This window comes from Massilia horti (genome assembly GCF_004614195.1).
GTDB classification, from domain to species: domain Bacteria; phylum Pseudomonadota; class Gammaproteobacteria; order Burkholderiales; family Burkholderiaceae_D; genus Telluria; species Telluria horti.
The window spans coordinates 36101-54660 of the sequence record NZ_SPUM01000150.1 but is presented as its reverse complement, the minus strand read 5'-3'; the positions used below and the strand labels follow the sequence as shown (position 1 = coordinate 54660).

The following is an 18560-nucleotide window of genomic DNA, read 5'->3' as shown; positions in this document are numbered from 1 at the left end:
TTCCAATGCTCCTGAAGAATGCCCTTCTGGTCACCGCCGTGTGCCTGGCTTTGACCCACAACGCGAGCGCGCAGCCGCTGGCCGAGGTCGAGCGCCGCATTGTGGCGGTTCCAGATTGGGGCGGCACTGCGGCCGACGCGACGCTTGCTCGCAAGCATACGATCACCCATATCACCCTGCACCATCAAGGCGAGCCGTTCAAACCCGGCACCGATCCGGTCAAGTACCTGCGCAACCTACAGTCGTGGTCGCGCACCACCAAGCATTGGCTGGACATTCCCTACCATTACGTTATCGACCTGGACGGTCGCATCTATGAGGGCCGCAACATTGCGTATGCCGGCGATACCAACACCGAGTACGACCCGCTGGGTCACGCACTGATCGAAGTCGTCGGCAACTTCGAGGACGTGGAGCCGAACCAGAAGCAGCTCGACGCGGTCGTGGACCTGATGGCAATGCTGGCTGCTAAGTACAACGTTCCGCTCGAGCGCATTGCGAGCCACCGGGATTATTCAAAGCAAACTGTCTGCCCGGGCGCCAATCTCTACCGCTATGTGCAGCAGGGATATTTCCGCGAGAAGGTCGCGGAACGGCTGGCACGCAAAAAATAAACGCAGCTGGCGGATCGAACGTGCGCGTGCGCACGGGTCTTCGGCGCCCCCGCGCCCCCTACGCTTATCGAACGCCTGGGTGCATATCCTGCGCCGCGTAGCTGCGCTGGGGTCAGACCCTAATTATCGAGCAATTTGTTGCACAAAAATTAGGGTCTGACCCCATTTTTGGGTTTAAGCACTTTGTTGCCGAAAAATTAGGGTCTGACCCCTGTTACCCCTGTTACCCCATGAGATACTTGTCAGTCGGGCAGCACTTCTTCGTCTTTTTTTCAAGGGATCGATCCATGCACCGCATTCCCCTCATCGTCGCCGGACTTTGCGTGTCCATTTCCTGCGTCGCAGCCGACTCCAAACCGGTTTCCGACGATGCCGCACTGGGCCACGCCAAAGCCTTGCTGGCCCGCGTGCCACTGGTAGACGGCCACAACGACCTGCCGTACCTAATCCGCGACCATCCCAAGCATCGCGGCGACCTCGAGGGTTACGACCTGCGTCAGCACACGGACGGGGAAACCGACCTCGCGCGCCTGAAGGAAGGCTACCTTTCGGCGCAGTTCTGGAGCGTCTACGTCGATGGCGGATTGAAGGAGGGCTGGGCCCGCACCCAACTCGAGCAGATCGAGTTGACCAAACGGATGATCGAGCGCTATCCGGAAACCTTTATGCTGGCAACGCGCAGTAGCGATATCCTGGAGGCGAAGAAGGCGGGCAAGATCGCGAGCTTCCTGGGCATGGAAGGCGGACACGTGATCGAGAACAGCATGGGCGCGCTGCGCGCCTATTACGATCTCGGCGCTCGCTACATGACGCTCACCCACAATGTGACGCTGGACTGGGCCGACGCTGCGCTCGATAAACCCAAGCATCACGGCCTGACGCCGTTCGGCAAGGAAGTGGTGAGGGAGATGAACCGGCTGGGCATGCTGGTGGACCTGAGCCACGTGAGCGCGGAAGTCATGCACCAGGCGCTCGATGCCACCGAGGCGCCAGTGATCTTCTCGCACACCGGCGCGCGCGCCCTCGCGCCGACCGATCGCAACGTGCCGGACGACGTGCTCAAGCGTATGCAGGCCAATGGCGGCGTGGTCATGGTCTACTACGTGCCCGAGTTCCTGAGCTCGAAATCACTGGCATGGCGGGTCGGGTTAGGCAAGCGCATTCCGAAAGGATCCAGCAAGGATGAGATCGCAAAGATCAAGGCGGAATACGAGAAGGAGGCGGGGCTCCAGCCGGAGGTGACCATTTCGGACGTAGCCGATCATATCGATCACATCGCGCGCGTGGCGGGCAAGGATCATGTCGGCATCGGCGCCGACTTTTGCGGCGCGACCACACCAACCGGGCTGAAGGACGTGTCGACCTATCCCGCCCTGTTTGCCGAACTGATCAAGCGCGGCTGGACCGACGCGGATCTGGAAAAGCTCGCGGGCGGCAATCTGATCCGCACCTTTGCCAAGGCCGAGCAGGTGGCGGCGCGGTTGCAGAAGACGCGCAAGCCGAGCCTGGCGATGGTCGATAAAACGTAGAGACGGTTTTGCCGAACGATATGACGAGCTTTGCTTTCGTATGAAGATAAAAAATGGCCGTGTTCCTCACGGCCATTCATTTGATGCGGTCAGGCAAATCTACGGTGGGGTCAGACCCTAATAATCAAGTAATTTGTTGCAAAAAAATTAGGGTCTGACCCCATTTTTGGGTCTAAGCACTTTGTTGCCGAAAAATTAGGGTCTGACCCCATTTAAAACGCATAAAAAAAGCAGCCCGAAGGCTGCCTTTTTGTTTGCCGCTTGGCGCGAAACTCAGCGCTTGGCGCGCAGCTTCGCAATCGCCGCGAGTTGGGCCATCGCCGCCGCCAGTTCGGCTTGCGCCTTGGCGTAGTCGATCTTCGAGTCCTGGTTCTGCATCAGCTCTTCCGCCATCTTCTTGGCTTCCTGCGCCTTTGCTTCATCCAGGTCGTGCCCGCGGATCGCGGTGTCGGCCAGGACCGTCACGCCGTTCGGCTGCACCTCGAGGATGCCGCCAGCGACGAAGACGAACTCTTCGTCAGCCTGGCCCGGCACCTGAATGCGTACCGCACCCGGCTTGATGCGCGTGATCAGCGGAATGTGCTTGGGGTAGATACCCAGCTCACCTGCTTCACCCGGCAACGCGACGAACTCGGCTTCGCCCGAAAAGATCTGCTCTTCGGCTGAGACGACGTCAACGTGGATAGTGTTTGCCATGGTTGTCCTTCAGTAGACGAAGCCGACTTAGGCAGCCAGTTTCTTGGCTTTCTCGATTGCTTCCTCGATCGTGCCGACCATGTAGAACGCTTGCTCCGGCAGGTGGTCCAGTTCGCCCGACGCGATCATCTTGAAGCCCTTGATCGTGTCTTTCAGCGAAACGTACTTGCCCGGCGAGCCGGTGAACACTTCCGCAACGTGGAACGGCTGCGACAGGAAACGCTGCATCTTACGTGCGCGTGCCACGACCAGCTTGTCTTCCGGTGCCAGTTCGTCCATGCCCAGAATCGCGATGATGTCACGCAGTTCCTTGTAACGCTGCAGCGTGCCCTGCACGGCGCGCGCGGTCTCGTAGTGCTCTTGGCCAACGACCAGCGGGTCCAGCTGGCGCGAGGTCGAGTCCAGCGGGTCCACTGCCGGGTAGATACCCAGCGAAGCGATGTCACGCGACAGAACGACGGTCGAGTCCAGGTGGGCGAAGGTGGTTGCCGGCGACGGGTCGGTCAGGTCGTCCGCAGGGACGTACACGGCCTGGATCGAGGTGATCGAACCGGTCTTGGTCGAGGTGATACGCTCTTGCAGGCGGCCCATTTCTTCGGCCAGGGTCGGCTGGTAGCCCACCGCCGACGGCATACGGCCCAGCAGTGCCGACACTTCGGTACCGGCCAGGGTGTAACGGTAGATGTTGTCGACGAAGAACAGAACGTCACGGCCTTCGTCACGGAACGATTCAGCGATCGTCAGGCCAGTCAGCGCCACGCGCAGACGGTTGCCCGGCGGTTCGTTCATCTGGCCGTAGACCATCGCCACTTTCGAGTTGCCCAGGTTTTCCAGGTCCACGACCTTGGAATCGGCCATCTCGTGGTAGAAGTCGTTACCTTCACGGGTACGCTCACCCACGCCGGCGAACACGGACAGACCCGAGTGCGCTTTTGCGATGTTGTTGATCAGTTCCATCATGTTGACGGTCTTGCCCACGCCGGCGCCGCCGAACAGGCCGACCTTACCGCCTTTTGCGAACGGGCAGACCAGGTCGATCACCTTGATGCCGGTTTCCAGCAGGTCTTGCGACGGCGACAGCTCGTCGTACTTCGGCGCTTCGCGGTGGATCGATGCGGTGCGCTCGTGGCTGACCGGACCGCGCTCGTCGATCGGGTTGCCCAGCACGTCCATGATGCGGCCCAGGGTGGCCGGACCGACCGGCACCGTGATCGGATTGCCGGTGTTTTGAATGCTCATGCCACGACGCAGACCTTCCGAGCTGCCCAAAGCAATGGTACGGACCACGCCGTCGCCCAGCTGCTGCTGCACTTCCAGCGTCAGTTCGGAGCCTTCCATTTTCAGTGCGTCGTAAACCTTCGGCATTTGGTTGCGCGGGAATTCCACGTCAACCACTGCGCCGATACACTGAACGATTTTGCCATCAGCCATGTTCGTTCCTTCAGATATAGTTAAATTCTTTTACAAGCTTGACCAGTTGGGGACAGAGTACGTTTCGCTTCGCTCACTTAACTCTGTCCCGCAAGCATTAATACGCCATTACACCGCAGCGGCGCCGGCGACGATCTCGGAGAGTTCTTTGGTAATCGCAGCCTGGCGGGTCTTGTTATAGACCAGCTTGAGCTCGCCAATGACGTTACCTGCGTTGTCGCTTGCCGCCTTCATCGCCACCATGCGCGCCGACTGCTCGGACGCCAGGTTCTCGGCGACGCCCTGGTAAATCAGGGCCTCGACATAGCGCACCAGCAGTTCATCGATCACGGTTGCCGCTTCCGGCTCATAGAGGTAATCCCATCCATGAGCGCTCTTGTCGGCCTGCAGTTGCTTGGCCGGCAGCGGCAGCAGCTGCTCGACGACCGGCTCTTGCTTCATCGTGTTGATAAACCGGGTGTAGCACAGGTACACGGCGTCCAGCTTGCCGTCCTGGTAAGCGTCCAGCATCACCTTGACCGGGCCGATCAGCTTTTCCAGGTGCGGGGTGTCGCCAGTCTGCGTCACGTGCGACACGATGGGCACGCCGACACGGTTCAGGAAGCCCAGACCCTTGTTGCCGATCGCGACAGCTTCGACCTTGTTGCCGGCCTGTTCCAGTTCGCGGGTTTTCTGCGTTACCTGGCGCAGCACGTTGGTGTTCATGCCGCCGCACAGACCCTTGTCGGTCGTCACGACGATGAAGCCAACGGCATTCGCCTTCGCCTCGCCCTTGGCCTTGGCCATGAACGGGTGCGTGTACTCCGGGTTAGCAGCAGCAAGATTGGCGGTGATGTTACGGATCTTCTCACTGTACGGACGGGCGGCGCGCATCCGGTCCTGCGCCTTGCGCATCTTGGACGCGGCGACCATTTCCATCGCCTTGGTGATCTTCTTCGTATTCTCTACGCTCTTGATCTTGCCACGTATCTCTTTGCCTACTGCCATGAGTCCTTACTCCTTCTATCCCAACCGGGGCTGCCCGGGGGGCTGCCCCTGAGGAGCCGTATTAATAAGCGCCCGACTTCTTGAACTCAACAATGGCGGCGGCGAGTTGTGCTTCGCCATCCTTGTCCAGTTGCTTGGTCTCTTCGATCTTCGAGAGCAGCGCGCCGTACTTGGCCTTCATGTGGGAGTGCAGGCCGGCTTCGAACGGCAGCACCTGCTTGACTTCGATGTCGTCGAAGTAGCCCTTGTTGACGGCGAACAGCGACACGGCCATCAGCGAGATCGGCAGCGGCGAGTATTGCGGCTGCTTGAGCAGTTCGGTCACGCGTGCGCCGCGGTCCAGCTGCTTGCGGGTCGACTCGTCCAGGTCCGATGCGAACTGCGCGAACGCAGCCAGCTCACGGTACTGCGCCAGGTCGGTACGGATACCGCCCGACAGGCCCTTGATGACCTTGGTCTGGGCAGCGCCACCGACGCGCGACACCGAGATACCTGCGTTAATCGCAGGACGGATACCGGCGTTGAACAGCGAGGTCTCCAGGAAGATCTGGCCGTCGGTAATCGAGATCACGTTGGTCGGAACGAAGGCCGACACGTCGCCCGCCTGGGTTTCGATGATCGGCAGTGCGGTCAGCGAGCCGGTCTTGCCCTTGACTGCGCCGTTGGTGAAGGCTTCGACGTAGTCGGCGTTCACGCGTGCGGCGCGCTCGAGCAGGCGCGAGTGCAGGTAGAACACGTCGCCCGGATACGCTTCGCGGCCCGGCGGACGGCGCAGCAGCAGCGAGATCTGACGGTAAGCGACTGCCTGCTTGGACAGGTCGTCATACACGATCAGCGCGTCTTCGCCGCGGTCGCGGAAGTATTCGCCCATGGCGCAGCCCGAGTAGGCGGCGATGTACTGCATAGCGGCCGATTCCGAAGCGGAAGCGGCAACCACGATCGTGTACTCCATCGCGCCATGCTGTTCCAGCGAACGCACGATGTTCTTGATGGTCGAGGCCTTCTGGCCGATCGCCACGTACACGCAGGTCATGTTCTGACCCTTCTGGTTGATGATCGCGTCCACCGCCACGGCCGACTTGCCGGTCTGGCGGTCGCCAATGATCAGCTCACGCTGGCCACGGCCGATCGGCACCATCGAGTCGATCGACTTCAGGCCAGTCTGCATCGGCTGCGACACGGATTCACGCGCGATCACGCCCGGCGCGATCTTTTCGACCGGCGAGGTCAGCGTGGTGTTGATCGGGCCCTTGCCGTCGATCGGCTGGCCCAGTGCGTTAACCACGCGGCCACGCAGTTCCGGGCCGACCGGCACTTCCAGGATGCGGCCGGTGGTCTTCACGGTGTCGCCTTCCGAGATGTGCTCGTAGTTACCCAGGATAACTGCGCCGACCGAGTCGCGCTCCAGGTTCATGGCCAGGCCAAAGGTGTTGCCCGGGAATTCCAGCATCTCGCCCTGCATCACATCCGACAGGCCGTGGATGCGGGTGATACCGTCGGCGACGGAGATCACCGTGCCTTGATTACGAACTTCAGCCGAACCCTCGAGGCCCTGGATCCGGCTCTTGATCAGTTCGCTGATTTCAGATGGGTTAAGTTGCATGAGTGCTAACTCCTAATAGTTTCTTGATGCGTAGGGCAAGGCGGTAGACGCCGGCGTACGTGCGAAGTTCCGGTCAGGCGGTCAGGGCAACATGCATCTGTTGCAGCTTGGCGCGCACCGAGGTATCGAGCACTTCATCACCGACGACCACGCGCACACCACCGATCAGCGAAGGATCCACTGTTACCGTTGGGTTCAGCTTGCGGCCAAATTTCTTTTCCAGCGTCGCGGTCAGCTGTGCCAGCTGAGCACCGGAGAGCTCGAATGCGCTGTCGATATGCGCATCGGCGGCGCCTTCGTTGGCATTCTTCAGTTCATGGAACTGGGCAGCGATTTCCGGCAACAGGACCACGCGGCCGTTTTCGGCCAGCATCGAAATAAAGTTTTTCGCTTCAGCGTTCAGCGGGGCCTTGACCAGGGACGCAATCGTATCGGCCAGCTGGGCTTGCGAGACGTTCGGGTTCTGGGCAAACGCCTGCAGGTCGGGATTGGCACCGATCTGGCCCAGTGCCGACACGAGCTCCGACCAAGCGTTCATGTCGCCGGACTGGGCGACACGAAACAGCGCTTCGGCGTAGGGACGGGCGACGGTTGCGAGTTCTGCCATGATCAGAGCTCGGTCGACAGTTGCTGCAGCAGGTCGGCGTGCGCCGCTGCATTCACTTCGCGCTTGAGGATCTGCTCGGCGCCGCGCACGGCCAGCGTTGCCACCTGGCTGCGCAGTTCTTCGCGGGCCTTGGTCGCTTGCTGTTCGGCTTCAGCCTTGGCCTGGGCGACGATGCGCGCGGCTTCAGCCTGGGCATTGGACTTGATCTCTTCGGCAACCATCTGGGCACGCTGTTCAGCTTCGGCGATACGCTTGGCACCTTCGTCGCGCGCGCTCGCCAGTTCGATCTGCACGCGTTTTTCGGCAGCGGCCATGGCCTGCTTGCCCTGGTCGGCCGCGGCCAGGCCTTCAGCGATTTTCTTGGCGCGAGCGTCCAGCGCTCCCATCACGGGCGGCCACACGAATTTCGCGACCACCCATGCCAAGATGGCGAACACAATGGCCTGCAAAAACATTGTGGAGTTTAAATTCACAGCTTTTTCCTTCTCAGAATGAAATGTGCCGGGCCGGCGGTCTTTACGCTGGCCCGGCTATTCAAGAGTCCGGGGGTATTAGCCGCCGAAAGCCGGGGCCGCGAAGGCGAACATCATCGCGATACCAACACCGATCAGGAACGCAGCGTCGATCAGGCCGGCCAGCAGGAACATTTTGGTCTGCAGGGTGTTCATCAGTTCAGGCTGGCGTGCCGAAGCTTCGATGTACTTACCGCCCATCACACCAATACCGATACATGCACCGATGGCACCCAGACCAATGATCAGACCGCAAGCCAGTGCAATGAACGCGACGTTAGTCATCAAAAACTCCTTAGATAATCAAAAAAATGAAAAATTAAAAACCAAATACTGCAAAAACGAGATACTGCTTAGTGACCTTCATGCGCCTGGCCGAGGTACACCAGCGTCAGCATCATGAAAATGAAAGCTTGCAACAGCACGATCAGGATGTGGAACACTGCCCAGATCGAACCCGCGAAGATGTGCAGGCCGGACAGCAGGACACTCTGGGTCGTGAAGCCCACCCACTGCGCGCCAAGCAAAGCGATCAGCAGGAAGATCAGTTCGCCGGCAAACATGTTGCCGAAAAGTCGCATTGCGAGCGAAACGGTTTTGGCGGCGAATTCGATCAGGTTCAGGCCGAAGTTGAAGATCCACAGGGCCGGATGGGCGCCGAACGGAGCGTTGAACAGTTCGTGGATGAAGCCACCCAGGCCCTTGATCTTGACGTTGTAGTACAGCATGAGCAGCAGCACGACCAGCGACATGCCCAGGGTGCCGTTCAGGTCGGCGGTGGGAACGATGCGCAAATTCGGTTCGTGGCCGGCGGCGTTGGTGATGCCGAGCAAGCGGAAGAGGCTGGAGAACGTGTCGACCGGCAGGAAGTCCATCGAGTTCATCAGGACGATCCAGACGAACACGGTCAGCGCCAGCGGGGCGATGAAGGTGCGGTTGCCATGCACGATGGCCTTGGACTGGTCTTCGACCATCTCGACGATCATTTCGACGAAGGCCTGGAAGCGGCCCGGCACGCCGGCGGTGGCGCGGCGCGCAGCGGCGATCAGGAAGATCGCGGTCACCGCGGCCAGCAGCACCGAGAAAAAGATCGTATCGTAGTGGATGACGGAAAAATCGATCGGGCCATGCTGCACGGCCGACGCATTGTGATGCAGGTGGTGTGTGATGTACTCGCCGGTGGTGATGCCGTGCTCACCCGCCGGTTGTGCTCCCGCCGCAATTTCAGTTGTCATTTCTGGTGCCTAAACAATAAGATGATGTAACTTTTGAGCGCCACGATGAAGCCGCCGATGAGCGCAGGCCAGTTCAAATCGTGGTACAGCCATGCGGTGGCAAACAGGAAGCCCACCGTCAATGCAATCTTTATAAATTCGCCGATGAAAAACGACATCGGGTTTGCCGCCCCCGGTCGATGCGCATTGGCGAACAGGCGCAGCGCAAACAGCCCGTTGGGCACGACACAACACAAGCCACCGAGCACCGCGGAGAACATCGCAGGCCATCCCCCGAGCAGTGCGGCGACCACGCCGGCGACTACTGTTGCCATCAATTGCAGGGAGACTATGCGCAGCATTTTTTGTTAGTCGCGCTAGCCATACGAAACCGGGCGGCGGTTAGATAAATACATGAATCTGCGGGATTATAAGTGGTTATACGGAGGCGAGTCAAACTGTTCGGCCCGATCCCGGGCCCGGAATATGTCACAAAAGCTCGGCGCTACGACGCGGTTTCGTAACATTCCCCGGCTTCTGCCCCGGTTGTTTTTGCGATTTTGCCGTCGCCTTAGAGGCGGCGGGCACGTGCGGCGTTCCATGCTTCCCGCATAAAAATGGGGTCAGAGTCAAATTGTTGAGCAATTAGTTGCTCAACAATTTGACTCTGACCCCACAGCTGTCACCCCAGCAACAATTGCCCGGAAATTCGACTCTGACCGTGGTTGCAAATAGGCTCGGGGGTCGCGCTGCGGTAACTCGGGGGGGCAGACCCTAATTATTTTGCAACTAGTTGCTCAATAATTCGACTCTGACCCCACTTCTGAGGGTTACGCGCGCAGGCGGGCCAGGACGCCGTCGAGCACGTCCAGGTCGGCGAAGTCGATGATCATCTGGCCCCGTCCCTTTGCGCCCATCTTGAATACGACCGGCGTGGCCAGCCGGTCGGACAGCTCTTCTTCAAGGCTGACGATGTCGGCCGGCTTTTCCTTCTGGCGCGCGGCGCCAGCCGGTTGGGTCAGCTCTTCGAGCGTGCGCGCGACCAGCTTTTCCGTCTCGCGCACCGACAGGCGCTTGGCCACCACGTGGTTGGCCAGTGCGATCTGGCTGGCGCTGTCCACGGCAAGCAGCGCGCGCGCATGGCCCATGTCGATGTCGCCGGCCATCAGCATCGTCTGCACCGGTTCGGCCAGGTTCACCAGGCGCAGCAGGTTCGATACCGCGCTGCGCGAGCGGCCGACTGCGGTGGCGGCCTGTTCATGGGTGAAGTTGAATTCCGAGATCAGGCGCGCGATGCCGTGCGCTTCTTCCAGCGGGTTCAGGTCTTCGCGCTGGATGTTTTCGATCAGCGACATGGCCGCGGCCGATTGGTCGTCGACCTCGCGCACCAGCACCGGGATCTCTTCCAGCCCGGCCAGTTGCGCCGCGCGGAAGCGCCGCTCGCCGGCAATGATCTCGTAGCGTAGCGCGCCGCCGCCCAGCGGTCGCACCAGTACCGGCTGCATGATGCCCTGGCTCTTGATCGAGGCCGCCAGTTCGTTCAGCGCGCCCTCGTCCATCCGGGTGCGTGGCTGGTACTTGCCGGCCTGGAGCTGCGAGACCGGCAGCGTCGACGGCGCGCCGGCCACAGGCGCCGTAATGTCGGCGTCTCCGCCTAGCAGCGCTTCCAGTCCGCGGCCGAGGCCTTTGAGTTTTTTGGTTGACATGATTTGGTTGGTTCTTTCTGATTACATTGTCTTGATGCGGTCGACCATCTCGGCGCCGAACGCGATGTATGCCTGGGCGCCTTTGGACGAGGGATCGAACACGACTCCGGGCACGCCGTAGGACGGCGCTTCGGCCAGGCGAACGTTGCGCGGGATGATGGTCTTGAACACCTTGTCGCCGAAGTGCTGCTCGAGCTGCGCCGAGACCTGCTGCGAGAGCGTCATGCGCGGGTCGAACATCACGCGCAAGAGGCCAATGATGCGCAGGTCGTGGTTCAGGTTCGCGTGCACTTTCTTGATCGTGTTGACCAGGTCGGACAGGCCTTCGAGCGCGTAGTACTCGCACTGCATCGGGATGATGACGCCGTGCGCGGAGCACAGGCCGTTCAGGGTCAGCATCGAGAGCGCCGGCGGGCAGTCGATCAGGATGAAGTCGTATTCGCCGTCCACTGCGGCAAGCGCGTTCTTCAGGCGCCGTTCGCGGTTGTCCAGGTCGACCATCTCGACTTCGGCGCCGGCCAGTTCGCGGTTGGCCGGCAGCACGTCGAACCGGCCGGACTCGGAGCGCTGGCGCGCCGCGCCGACCTCGGCTTCGCCCAGCAGCACCTGGTAGGTCGAGGCAGGCAGCGCCGCCTTGTTGATCCCTGCCCCCATCGTCGCGTTGCCCTGCGGGTCAAGGTCGACGAGAAGCACGCGCTGGTTCAGCTTGGCCAGACCGGCCGACAGGTTGACGCTGGTGGTGGTCTTGCCGACTCCACCCTTCTGGTTTGCTACGCAAAATATTTTCGCCATCTATCTTCCAATCCCCCTGGACGCAACAACAAAAGCCCATACCATTTATATTCAAGAAATCGTTTATACGATTTATCGAATATATTCGATATAAACCGTTTATTTGATTTATGTACTAGGACCCGATCTTTCGATGAACACCAGGTGCCGCTCCGCTCCCAGCCTTGGCACCCGCAACGGGCGCAATTCGCTCACTTTCCATTCACCCGGCAGCCGCTGCTGCTCAATCAGCGGCGCCACGCCCTTGAGCGCAATGAAGCGTCCGCCTGCGGCCAGCAGCTGGCCCGACCAGTTGACGAAATCGGAGAGGTCGGCAAAGGCGCGCGATGTGATGACGTCGAAAGGCTGGGACACCTTGAGCTCTTCGACGCGTCCTGTGTAGACGGTCACGTTGGCCAGGCCCAGTTCCGCCTTCACCTGGGTCAGGAAGGCGGTTTTCTTGTGGACGGTGTCGACCAGCGACACTTGCATGTCGGGGCGCGCGATCGCCAGCACGATACCGGGCAATCCGCCCCCTGCCCCGACGTCCAGCACGTTCTTCGCGCCTGCGAACGCCGGCACGGCCGCGAGCGAGTCGAGCAGGTGGTGCGTGACCATCTGCGCCGGGTCGCGCAGCGACGTGAGGTTGTAGACCTTGTTCCATTTGGAGAGCAAGGTCAGGTAGTCCATCAGTTGCCCTTGCTGGGCGCTTGAGATATCGAGTTGGAGTTCCCGGATGCCGTCGGACAGCACTTGCACCAGCGCGGCGCGATCGAATACCGCCATCAAGCCGCCTCCTCGCCCGTGGCCGGGGCAAAGCCCTTGGCGCCGCGTTTTTTCAGATGCACGAGCAGCAGCGAGATCGCCGCCGGGGTCACGCCGGAGATGCGCGAGGCCTGGCCCAGGGTTTCCGGGCGCTGCTTGTCGAGCTTCTGGCGCACTTCGATCGACAATGCCGCGATCTCGAGATAATTCAGGTTCTCGGGCAGCTTGAGGTTTTCGTAGTGGTCGTGGCGCTCGACTTCACGCGCCTGGCGGTCGATGTAGCCGGCATACTTGAGCTGGATTTCGACCTGCTCTTTGACCGCCGGGTCCTGTACGCCGGGGCCTGCAAGCGGCTGGCCTTCGACGCCCTGCATGGTCATCAGGGTGTCGTACACCACCCCAGGCCGGCGCAGCAGGTCGGCGAGGTTGTATTCGCGTTCGATCGCCTGCCCTACCACGCGCTCCGATTCAGCCGCGGCCAGGATGCGCGGGTTGACCCAGGTCGAGCGCAGGCGCTCCAGTTCGCGCGCGACCGCTTCGCGCTTGGCTTCAAAAGCAGCCCACTGCGCATCGCCGACGACGCCAAGCTTGCGGCCGATTTCGGTCAGGCGCATGTCGGCGTTATCCTCGCGCAGCGACAGGCGGTATTCGGCGCGGCTGGTGAACATACGGTACGGCTCGGCCACGCCCTGCGTGGTGAGGTCGTCGACCAGCACGCCCAGGTAGGCTTCGGACCGGCCAGGCGCCCAGGCTTCGCGTCCCTGCGTTTGCAGCGCGGCGTTCACGCCGGCGAGCAGGCCCTGCGCCGCCGCTTCTTCGTAGCCGGTGGTGCCGTTGATCTGGCCGGCGAAGAACAAGCCGCCGATGGCCTTGGTTTCGAGCGAGGCTTTCAGTGCGCGCGGGTCGAAGTAGTCGTATTCGATGGCGTAGCCGGGGCGCAGGATGAAGGCGTTTTCCAGGCCTTTCATCGAACGTACCAGCGCCAGCTGCACGTCGAACGGCAGGCTGGTCGATATGCCGTTCGGGTAGAACTCGTTGGTGGTCAGCCCTTCCGGCTCGAGGAAGATCTGGTGCGATTCCTTGGACGCGAAGCGGTGGATCTTGTCTTCAATCGACGGGCAGTATCGCGGGCCGACCCCTTCGATCACGCCGGTGTACATGGGGCTGCGATCCAGGCCGCTGCGGATGATGTCATGGGTCTGGGCGTTGGTGTGCGTGACCCAGCACGGCACCTGGCGCGGGTGCATGCTTGCTGTGCCCATGCTTGAAAACACCGGGACCGGATCGAGGTCGCCCGGCTGTTCGGTCAGTGCGGCGAAATCGATGCTGCGGCCATCGATGCGCGGCGGCGTGCCGGTTTTCAGGCGCCCTTGCGGCAGCTTGAGTTCCTTCAGGCGTGCGGACAGCGACAGCGCGGGCGGATCGCCAGCGCGGCCGGCTGAATAGTTTTGCAGACCGACATGGATCTTACCGTCCAGGAAGGTGCCGGCAGTCAACACGACCGCGCGGGAACGGAAGCGGATGCCCACCTGCGTCACCGCGCCCACGACGCGATCCCCCTCCACCATCAGGTCGTCCACGGCTTGCTGGAACAGCCACAGGTTGGGCTGGTTCTCGATGCGCGAGCGGATTGCCTGCTTGTACAGCATGCGGTCGGCCTGGGCGCGCGTGGCGCGCACGGCCGGGCCCTTCGACGAGTTCAGGATGCGGAACTGGATGCCGGATTCATCGGTGGCGATCGCCATCGCGCCGCCCAGGGCGTCGACTTCCTTGACCAGGTGTCCCTTGCCGATGCCGCCGATCGATGGGTTGCAGGACATTGAGCCGAGCGTCTCGATGTTGTGGGTGAGCAGCAATGTCTTCTGCCCCATTCGCGCAGAGGCGAGTGCGGCCTCGGTCCCGGCATGGCCGCCGCCGACGACGATCACGTCGAATTCAGTTGGAAATAGCATGATGGAAGTGTGAAGCGAGGTGTATTGAGGTCGGATTATAGATTCTTTTTTCCCGCCAGACTTCTCTTGTTCGAGAAATCTGCCGGATTTTGTTTCACGTGGAACACGCTTATCGCCTACGCCGCCTGTTCAGCCGAGCGTTCCTCGTCAAATGCGGCGCGAAAAAAAAGCCGGCGTGATGATGGCCGGCTCTTCATTGTTTCACGTGAAACAGTTAATGCTGCCATTTTGTCAATGCGTCAAATCCGGTTTTGACAATCAGCAGGACCACCACGACCAGGAACAGCTTGCGCACGAACTGGCTGCCATGCTTGATCGCCAGCCGGGTGCCGACCACCGAGCCGACGATCTGGCACGCGGCCATCAGCATGCCGAGTTGCCAGATCAAGTGACCGCTGTAGCCAAACCACATCAGCGCCGCAAAATTGCAGGCCACGTTGACCACTTTGGCCGCAGCCGATGCACTCAGAAAATCAAAGCCGAAGAAACGTACAAACAACAGGATCAGGAAGCTGCCAGTGCCCGGGCCGAAAAAACCGTCATAAAAACCGATCGCCGCCCCGAATCCAGTCGCCAGCAGTAATTCGGTCCTTCCGCTGTGCCGGGGAGCATGCACGGAGCCGAGATCCTTCTTTTTGAATGTATAGACCGCCACCGCGATCAGGATCACGGGCAGCAGGCCGCGCACGAAATCCGCCGGCACACGCGTCACGGTCCAGGCGCCGGCAAAGGCCAGCAGGAACGCCGCGATGGCGGCGGGGATCGCCGTACTCCACGCCACGCGCACGCGCCGGCCGTAATTCACAGCGGCAGCGCTGGTACCGAAGATGCTGGCAAGCTTGTTGGTGCCAATGAGCGTCGCAGGCACCTCGCGTGGGAACACGGAGAAGATGGCAGGCATCTGAATCAGGCCGCCACCGCCGACAACGGCGTCGACCAAGCCGGCGACAAATGCGGCGCCGCCGAGCAAAGCAAAATCGATCATCAAAAACTTTCTGGGGGGACGCTAAGGCAAAGATGAAATTGTACGGCAACAATAGATGCCGAGCAGAACGACCTTCGCAAAAGGCATGGGCTGCGCGGATTGCTGCGATGCAGCATTGCTTGTGCAAAGAGGATAGTGGAAGGCCCCGACCGGAACAACTCGGCCGGAATGGGACCGTAGGGTGCGCACCAGTGCGCACGCGGTGCGAACGGTGAATGGTGGTGGTGGCGCCGCAAGCCATCTGGCGGTAACCGCGTGCGCACAGGTGCGCACCCTAGGGCCACCGGCCAATCTAAACAGCCGCGTTATCGGGGCTGGACTGCATAGGGATTGGACTGCGCGCCAAAATAGTCGAGCAACAGAGCGTTCACCCGATCCGGTGCAGTCAGTTGCATCCAGTGGTCGGCGCCGTCGATCCGTTCGTATCGGAACCCGGCGTGCACGAAGAGCGCCGAATCGAGCATCTGCTTCTCCCCCATCGCGGCGTCGCCATCGCTCCAAATACCCATGACGGGCACCGTGACTGGCGACGCACGTTCAGGCAAGCCGAGGTTGACGTTGGCTCGATAATAATTCAAGGCAGCGGTAAGGCGGCCAGGCCGGCTCAGGTCGCGACGCCAATAACTGAACTGGATGCGATCGCGCGTGAATTTGCGCACGGCCAACCAGTTGGCAAAACGTAGCGCGTGCTCCGCGAAACCCGGCACCAGGAAACCGACAACATAGAACATGCGCAGGCGTTGCTCCAGTCCGGCACGCGACAGCGCCGAGGGATGGCCGACCGAGAGCGCGACGAAGCGATCAATGCGCTGTGGCGCCTGCAGACACAGCCGCCAGCCGATCACCGCCCCCCAGTCATGACCAACCAGCCGCACCTTGTCGATATCCAGCGCATCAAGCAGCGCCAGCACGTCCTTACATAGCACGTCCAGCCGGTACGCTTCCACCGGTTGCGGCGCGTCGGTCTTGCCGTAGCCGCGCAGGTCGGGCGCAATAACGTGAAAGCCCGCGCGAGCCAGGACGCGAATCTGCTTGCGCCAGACCACATGACTATCCGGGAAGCCGTGCAGCAACAGGACAGGCGGCCCCTGCCCAGCACTCACGACATGCATGTGCAAGCCGTTCACCTGCAACATGCTCGCCTGTTCAATCATCTGTCCTCCCGCCAACCGTGGACGATGCTTGCCGCGGCACTGAGACGTCGCGGTGTATTCAGGCCGAGTATCGCTTAACCGTACCGTGCGGCGTTGAGGGGAATAAGATGGGTTGGACGCGCTTTCGGGAACCAACTCCCGAAAGCGCGATCCGCGAATGTCATGCGCGGCGTTTGGCGGCAGCGGCCAGTGCGGCGATTTCGCCAACAATTCCGCGCCTGAACAGCAGGACGCAGGCGACAAAAATCAGGCCGGTGACGATGCCGACCGACTCGCCCAGAGTCGAAAACCAGTCGATATGGGTGCGGCGTGCGAGAAAGCTGCCGAGCTCGCCCAGCTTGTTTTCGAGCACAACGACGAGAAAGGCGCCGATGATCGGTCCCACCATCGTGCCCATTCCGCCGACCAGGGTCATCAGGATCACCAGGCCCGACATGGTCCAGTGCACGTCGGTCAAGGTTTCGAAGCCCAGGACGATGGTCTTGGTGGCGCCGGCCAGTCCGGCCAGCGCGGCGGATAACACGAACGCCACCAGCTTGTACTTGTCCACATCATAACCTAGCGAAATGGCACGCGGCTCGTTTTCCTTGATCGCCTTGAGCACCTGCCCGAACGGCGAGTGGACTGTGCGCACAATCAATGCGAAGCCGGCAATCGCAATCGCCAGCACCACGTAATAGAGGGTCAAGTCGCTCGAGAGATCTATCACCCCGAATAATGTTCCACGTGGAACGCCCTGCAAGCCATCCTCGCCATGGGTCAGTGGTGAGCGCAGCGCCGCGAAATACACCATCTGAGCCAGAGCCAAGGTGATCATCGCGAAATAGATGCCGGAGCGCCGGATCGCGAGCGTCCCCATCACGAGCCCGATCGCCGCGCTGGCCGCAACACCCAGCACGAGCGCTGCCTCCACTGGTAAACCGAGCACGGCAAGTGCATGCCCCGTCACATAACCCGCGCTGCCGAAAAATGCGGCATGGCCGAACGACAGCAGGCCGGTGTAGCCGATCAGCAGATTGAACGCGCACGCAAACAAGGCAAAGCACAGCAACTTCATCAGGAACACCGGGTAGCCAACGAATGGCGCAGCCAGTGCTACAAGGAAGGCGATGAAGTAAGCAGTTCGTTTATTCATGCTTCACTTTTCCTTGCCAAACAGACCGTTTGGACGCAACAGCAAGACGATCACCATCACGACGAACACCACCACTTCTGAACCTTCCGGGTAATAGACCCGGGTCAACCCTTCGATCACGCCCAGGCCAAGGCCGGTGACGATCGAGCCAAGGATCGAACCCATGCCGCCGATCACCACCACCGCGAACACAACGATGATCAGGTTCGAGCCCATCAGCGGAGTGACATTGATGACCGGTGCCGCCAGCACGCCGGCAAGGCCAGCCAGTGCGACGCCAAAGCCGTAGGTCAGCGTGACCATGCGCGGCACATTGATGCCGAAAGCCTCGACCAGCTTCGGGTTTTCGGTGCCCGCGCGCAAGTAAGCGCCCAGGCGTGTTTTCTCGATGACGACCCAGGTGGCCAGACACACGGCAAGCGAAAGGAACACCACCCAGGCGCGGTAGTTTGGCAGGATCATGAAGCCCAGGTCGGTCGCGCCCTGCAGTCCTTCGGGCACATCAAGGGTCTGGCCGGAAACACCAAAGAACGAGCGAAACACTCCCTCGAGCAATAGCGTGATGCCGAAGGTGAGCAGCAGCCCGTAAAGGTGGTCCAGCTTGTAAAGCCGGCGCAACATAGATTGCTCAACGAGAACACCGAATACCCCGACGACCAGCGGCGCGATCAACAGCATCATCCAGTAGTTCAGGCCGAAGAACGAGACGCCGATGTAGGCGACGAACGCCCCGACCATGTACAGCGCACCGTGGGCAAAGTTAATCACGTTGAGCAGGCCGAAGATGACTGCCAATCCCAGCGAGAGCATCGCGTAGAACGAACCGTTGACCAGCCCCAGCAGGAGCTGGCCCATCAAGGCTTGCAGGGGGACACCGAAAATTTCCATAAGGTTTGGTT

The 18560-nt window shown here is 61.0% G+C and carries 19 protein-coding genes; 2 read left to right on the top strand and 17 right to left on the bottom strand.

Features of this window, described 5'->3' with window-relative positions; all coding sequences use genetic code 11:
* Positions 1-5: 5 nt before the first annotated feature.
* Both E4O92_RS24105 and E4O92_RS24100 read left to right on the top strand, forming a co-directional pair.
* Positions 6-614: a peptidoglycan recognition protein family protein gene (locus E4O92_RS24105; protein ID WP_135192181.1), complete on the top strand. Its 609-nt coding sequence runs from the start codon at positions 6-8 to the stop codon at positions 612-614.
* Between the two features lie 287 nt (positions 615-901).
* Entirely contained in the window at positions 902-2143 is a 1242-nt protein-coding gene (locus E4O92_RS24100; RefSeq protein WP_135192180.1) for a dipeptidase, read from the top strand.
* A 273-nt stretch (positions 2144-2416) separates the two neighbouring features.
* Here the strand turns inward: E4O92_RS24100 and E4O92_RS24095 are convergent, their stop codons facing one another.
* The 17 genes from E4O92_RS24095 to E4O92_RS24015 all read right to left on the bottom strand — a co-directional run bounded on the left by E4O92_RS24095 (position 2417) and on the right by E4O92_RS24015 (position 18549).
* On the bottom strand, positions 2417-2839 hold the full coding sequence (locus E4O92_RS24095) for a F0F1 ATP synthase subunit epsilon (RefSeq protein WP_135192179.1): 423 nt from the start codon (positions 2837-2839) through the stop codon (positions 2417-2419).
* A gap of 27 nt (positions 2840-2866) precedes the next feature.
* A complete protein-coding gene (gene atpD / locus E4O92_RS24090; protein ID WP_135192178.1) occupies positions 2867-4270 on the bottom strand; it encodes a F0F1 ATP synthase subunit beta in 1404 nt (467 codons plus the stop codon).
* Positions 4271-4378: 108 nt separating this feature from the next.
* Positions 4379-5257 carry a F0F1 ATP synthase subunit gamma gene (gene atpG, locus E4O92_RS24085; protein ID WP_135192177.1) on the bottom strand — a complete coding sequence of 293 codons (879 nt, stop codon included), beginning with the start codon at positions 5255-5257 and terminating at the stop codon, positions 4379-4381.
* 61 nt (positions 5258-5318) lie between these two features.
* Positions 5319-6860, bottom strand: a complete 1542-nt coding sequence (gene atpA, locus E4O92_RS24080) for a F0F1 ATP synthase subunit alpha (RefSeq protein ID WP_135192176.1) — start codon at positions 6858-6860, stop codon at positions 5319-5321.
* A 73-nt stretch (positions 6861-6933) separates the two neighbouring features.
* On the bottom strand, positions 6934-7467 hold the full coding sequence (locus E4O92_RS24075) for a F0F1 ATP synthase subunit delta (RefSeq protein ID WP_135192175.1): 534 nt from the start codon (positions 7465-7467) through the stop codon (positions 6934-6936).
* A 2-nt stretch (positions 7468-7469) separates the two neighbouring features.
* The gene (locus E4O92_RS24070) at positions 7470-7940 is read right to left on the bottom strand and encodes a F0F1 ATP synthase subunit B (protein WP_135192174.1); all 471 of its coding nucleotides are present in this window, start codon (positions 7938-7940) and stop codon (positions 7470-7472) included.
* A 78-nt stretch (positions 7941-8018) separates the two neighbouring features.
* On the bottom strand, positions 8019-8264 hold the full coding sequence (gene atpE, locus E4O92_RS24065) for a F0F1 ATP synthase subunit C (protein ID WP_135192173.1): 246 nt from the start codon (positions 8262-8264) through the stop codon (positions 8019-8021).
* Between the two features lie 68 nt (positions 8265-8332).
* Complete coding sequence (atpB, locus tag E4O92_RS24060) at positions 8333-9214, bottom strand: F0F1 ATP synthase subunit A (protein ID WP_135192172.1); 882 nt, start codon at positions 9212-9214, stop codon at positions 8333-8335.
* Complete coding sequence (locus E4O92_RS24055; RefSeq protein WP_135192171.1) at positions 9211-9555, bottom strand: ATP synthase subunit I; 345 nt, start codon at positions 9553-9555, stop codon at positions 9211-9213. The genes atpB and E4O92_RS24055 overlap by 4 nt, the downstream gene beginning before the upstream one ends.
* A 468-nt stretch (positions 9556-10023) precedes the next feature.
* Positions 10024-10899 carry a ParB/RepB/Spo0J family partition protein gene (locus E4O92_RS24050; protein WP_135192170.1) on the bottom strand — a complete coding sequence of 292 codons (876 nt, stop codon included), beginning with the start codon at positions 10897-10899 and terminating at the stop codon, positions 10024-10026.
* Between the two features lie 21 nt (positions 10900-10920).
* Positions 10921-11691 carry a ParA family protein gene (locus E4O92_RS24045; RefSeq protein ID WP_135192169.1) on the bottom strand — a complete coding sequence of 257 codons (771 nt, stop codon included), beginning with the start codon at positions 11689-11691 and terminating at the stop codon, positions 10921-10923.
* Between the two features lie 108 nt (positions 11692-11799).
* The gene (gene rsmG / locus E4O92_RS24040; RefSeq protein ID WP_135192168.1) at positions 11800-12456 is read right to left on the bottom strand and encodes a 16S rRNA (guanine(527)-N(7))-methyltransferase RsmG; all 657 of its coding nucleotides are present in this window, start codon (positions 12454-12456) and stop codon (positions 11800-11802) included.
* A complete protein-coding gene (gene mnmG / locus E4O92_RS24035) occupies positions 12456-14387 on the bottom strand; it encodes a tRNA uridine-5-carboxymethylaminomethyl(34) synthesis enzyme MnmG (RefSeq protein WP_135192167.1) in 1932 nt (643 codons plus the stop codon). Before mnmG ends, rsmG begins: the two co-directional genes overlap by 1 nt.
* Positions 14388-14601: 214 nt before the next feature.
* The gene (locus tag E4O92_RS24030) at positions 14602-15372 is read right to left on the bottom strand and encodes a sulfite exporter TauE/SafE family protein (RefSeq protein ID WP_135192166.1); all 771 of its coding nucleotides are present in this window, start codon (positions 15370-15372) and stop codon (positions 14602-14604) included.
* 305 nt (positions 15373-15677) lie between these two features.
* Positions 15678-16526: an alpha/beta fold hydrolase gene (locus E4O92_RS24025; protein WP_135192165.1), complete on the bottom strand. Its 849-nt coding sequence runs from the start codon at positions 16524-16526 to the stop codon at positions 15678-15680.
* A gap of 160 nt (positions 16527-16686) precedes the next feature.
* The gene (locus E4O92_RS24020; protein ID WP_135192164.1) at positions 16687-17661 is read right to left on the bottom strand and encodes a branched-chain amino acid ABC transporter permease; all 975 of its coding nucleotides are present in this window, start codon (positions 17659-17661) and stop codon (positions 16687-16689) included.
* Positions 17662-17664: 3 nt separating this feature from the next.
* Positions 17665-18549, bottom strand: coding sequence for a branched-chain amino acid ABC transporter permease (locus tag E4O92_RS24015; protein WP_135192163.1), 885 nt, complete (start codon positions 18547-18549; stop codon positions 17665-17667).
* Between the last annotated feature and the right edge of the window lie 11 nt (positions 18550-18560).

Bases quoted from the DNA above. Each gene is read 5' to 3' on its own strand.
- E4O92_RS24105 (WP_135192181.1), top strand. From the start codon at position 6: ATGCTCCTGAAGAATGCCCTTCTGGTCACCGCCGTGTGCCTGGCTTTG.
- E4O92_RS24100 (WP_135192180.1), top strand. From the start codon at position 902: ATGCACCGCATTCCCCTCATCGTCGCCGGACTTTGCGTGTCCATTTCC.
- E4O92_RS24095 (WP_135192179.1), bottom strand. From the start codon at position 2,839: ATGGCAAACACTATCCACGTTGACGTCGTCTCAGCCGAAGAGCAGATC.
- atpD (WP_135192178.1), bottom strand. From the start codon at position 4,270: ATGGCTGATGGCAAAATCGTTCAGTGTATCGGCGCAGTGGTTGACGTG.
- atpG (WP_135192177.1), bottom strand. From the start codon at position 5,257: ATGGCAGTAGGCAAAGAGATACGTGGCAAGATCAAGAGCGTAGAGAAT.
- atpA (WP_135192176.1), bottom strand. From the start codon at position 6,860: ATGCAACTTAACCCATCTGAAATCAGCGAACTGATCAAGAGCCGGATC.
- E4O92_RS24075 (WP_135192175.1), bottom strand. From the start codon at position 7,467: ATGGCAGAACTCGCAACCGTCGCCCGTCCCTACGCCGAAGCGCTGTTT.
- atpE (WP_135192173.1), bottom strand. From the start codon at position 8,264: ATGACTAACGTCGCGTTCATTGCACTGGCTTGCGGTCTGATCATTGGT.
- atpB (WP_135192172.1), bottom strand. From the start codon at position 9,214: ATGACAACTGAAATTGCGGCGGGAGCACAACCGGCGGGTGAGCACGGC.
- E4O92_RS24055 (WP_135192171.1), bottom strand. From the start codon at position 9,555: ATGCTGCGCATAGTCTCCCTGCAATTGATGGCAACAGTAGTCGCCGGC.
- E4O92_RS24050 (WP_135192170.1), bottom strand. From the start codon at position 10,899: ATGTCAACCAAAAAACTCAAAGGCCTCGGCCGCGGACTGGAAGCGCTG.
- E4O92_RS24045 (WP_135192169.1), bottom strand. From the start codon at position 11,691: ATGGCGAAAATATTTTGCGTAGCAAACCAGAAGGGTGGAGTCGGCAAG.
- rsmG (WP_135192168.1), bottom strand. From the start codon at position 12,456: ATGGCGGTATTCGATCGCGCCGCGCTGGTGCAAGTGCTGTCCGACGGC.
- mnmG (WP_135192167.1), bottom strand. From the start codon at position 14,387: ATGCTATTTCCAACTGAATTCGACGTGATCGTCGTCGGCGGCGGCCAT.
- E4O92_RS24030 (WP_135192166.1), bottom strand. From the start codon at position 15,372: ATGATCGATTTTGCTTTGCTCGGCGGCGCCGCATTTGTCGCCGGCTTG.
- E4O92_RS24025 (WP_135192165.1), bottom strand. From the start codon at position 16,526: ATGATTGAACAGGCGAGCATGTTGCAGGTGAACGGCTTGCACATGCAT.
- E4O92_RS24020 (WP_135192164.1), bottom strand. From the start codon at position 17,661: ATGAATAAACGAACTGCTTACTTCATCGCCTTCCTTGTAGCACTGGCT.
- E4O92_RS24015 (WP_135192163.1), bottom strand. From the start codon at position 18,549: ATGGAAATTTTCGGTGTCCCCCTGCAAGCCTTGATGGGCCAGCTCCTG.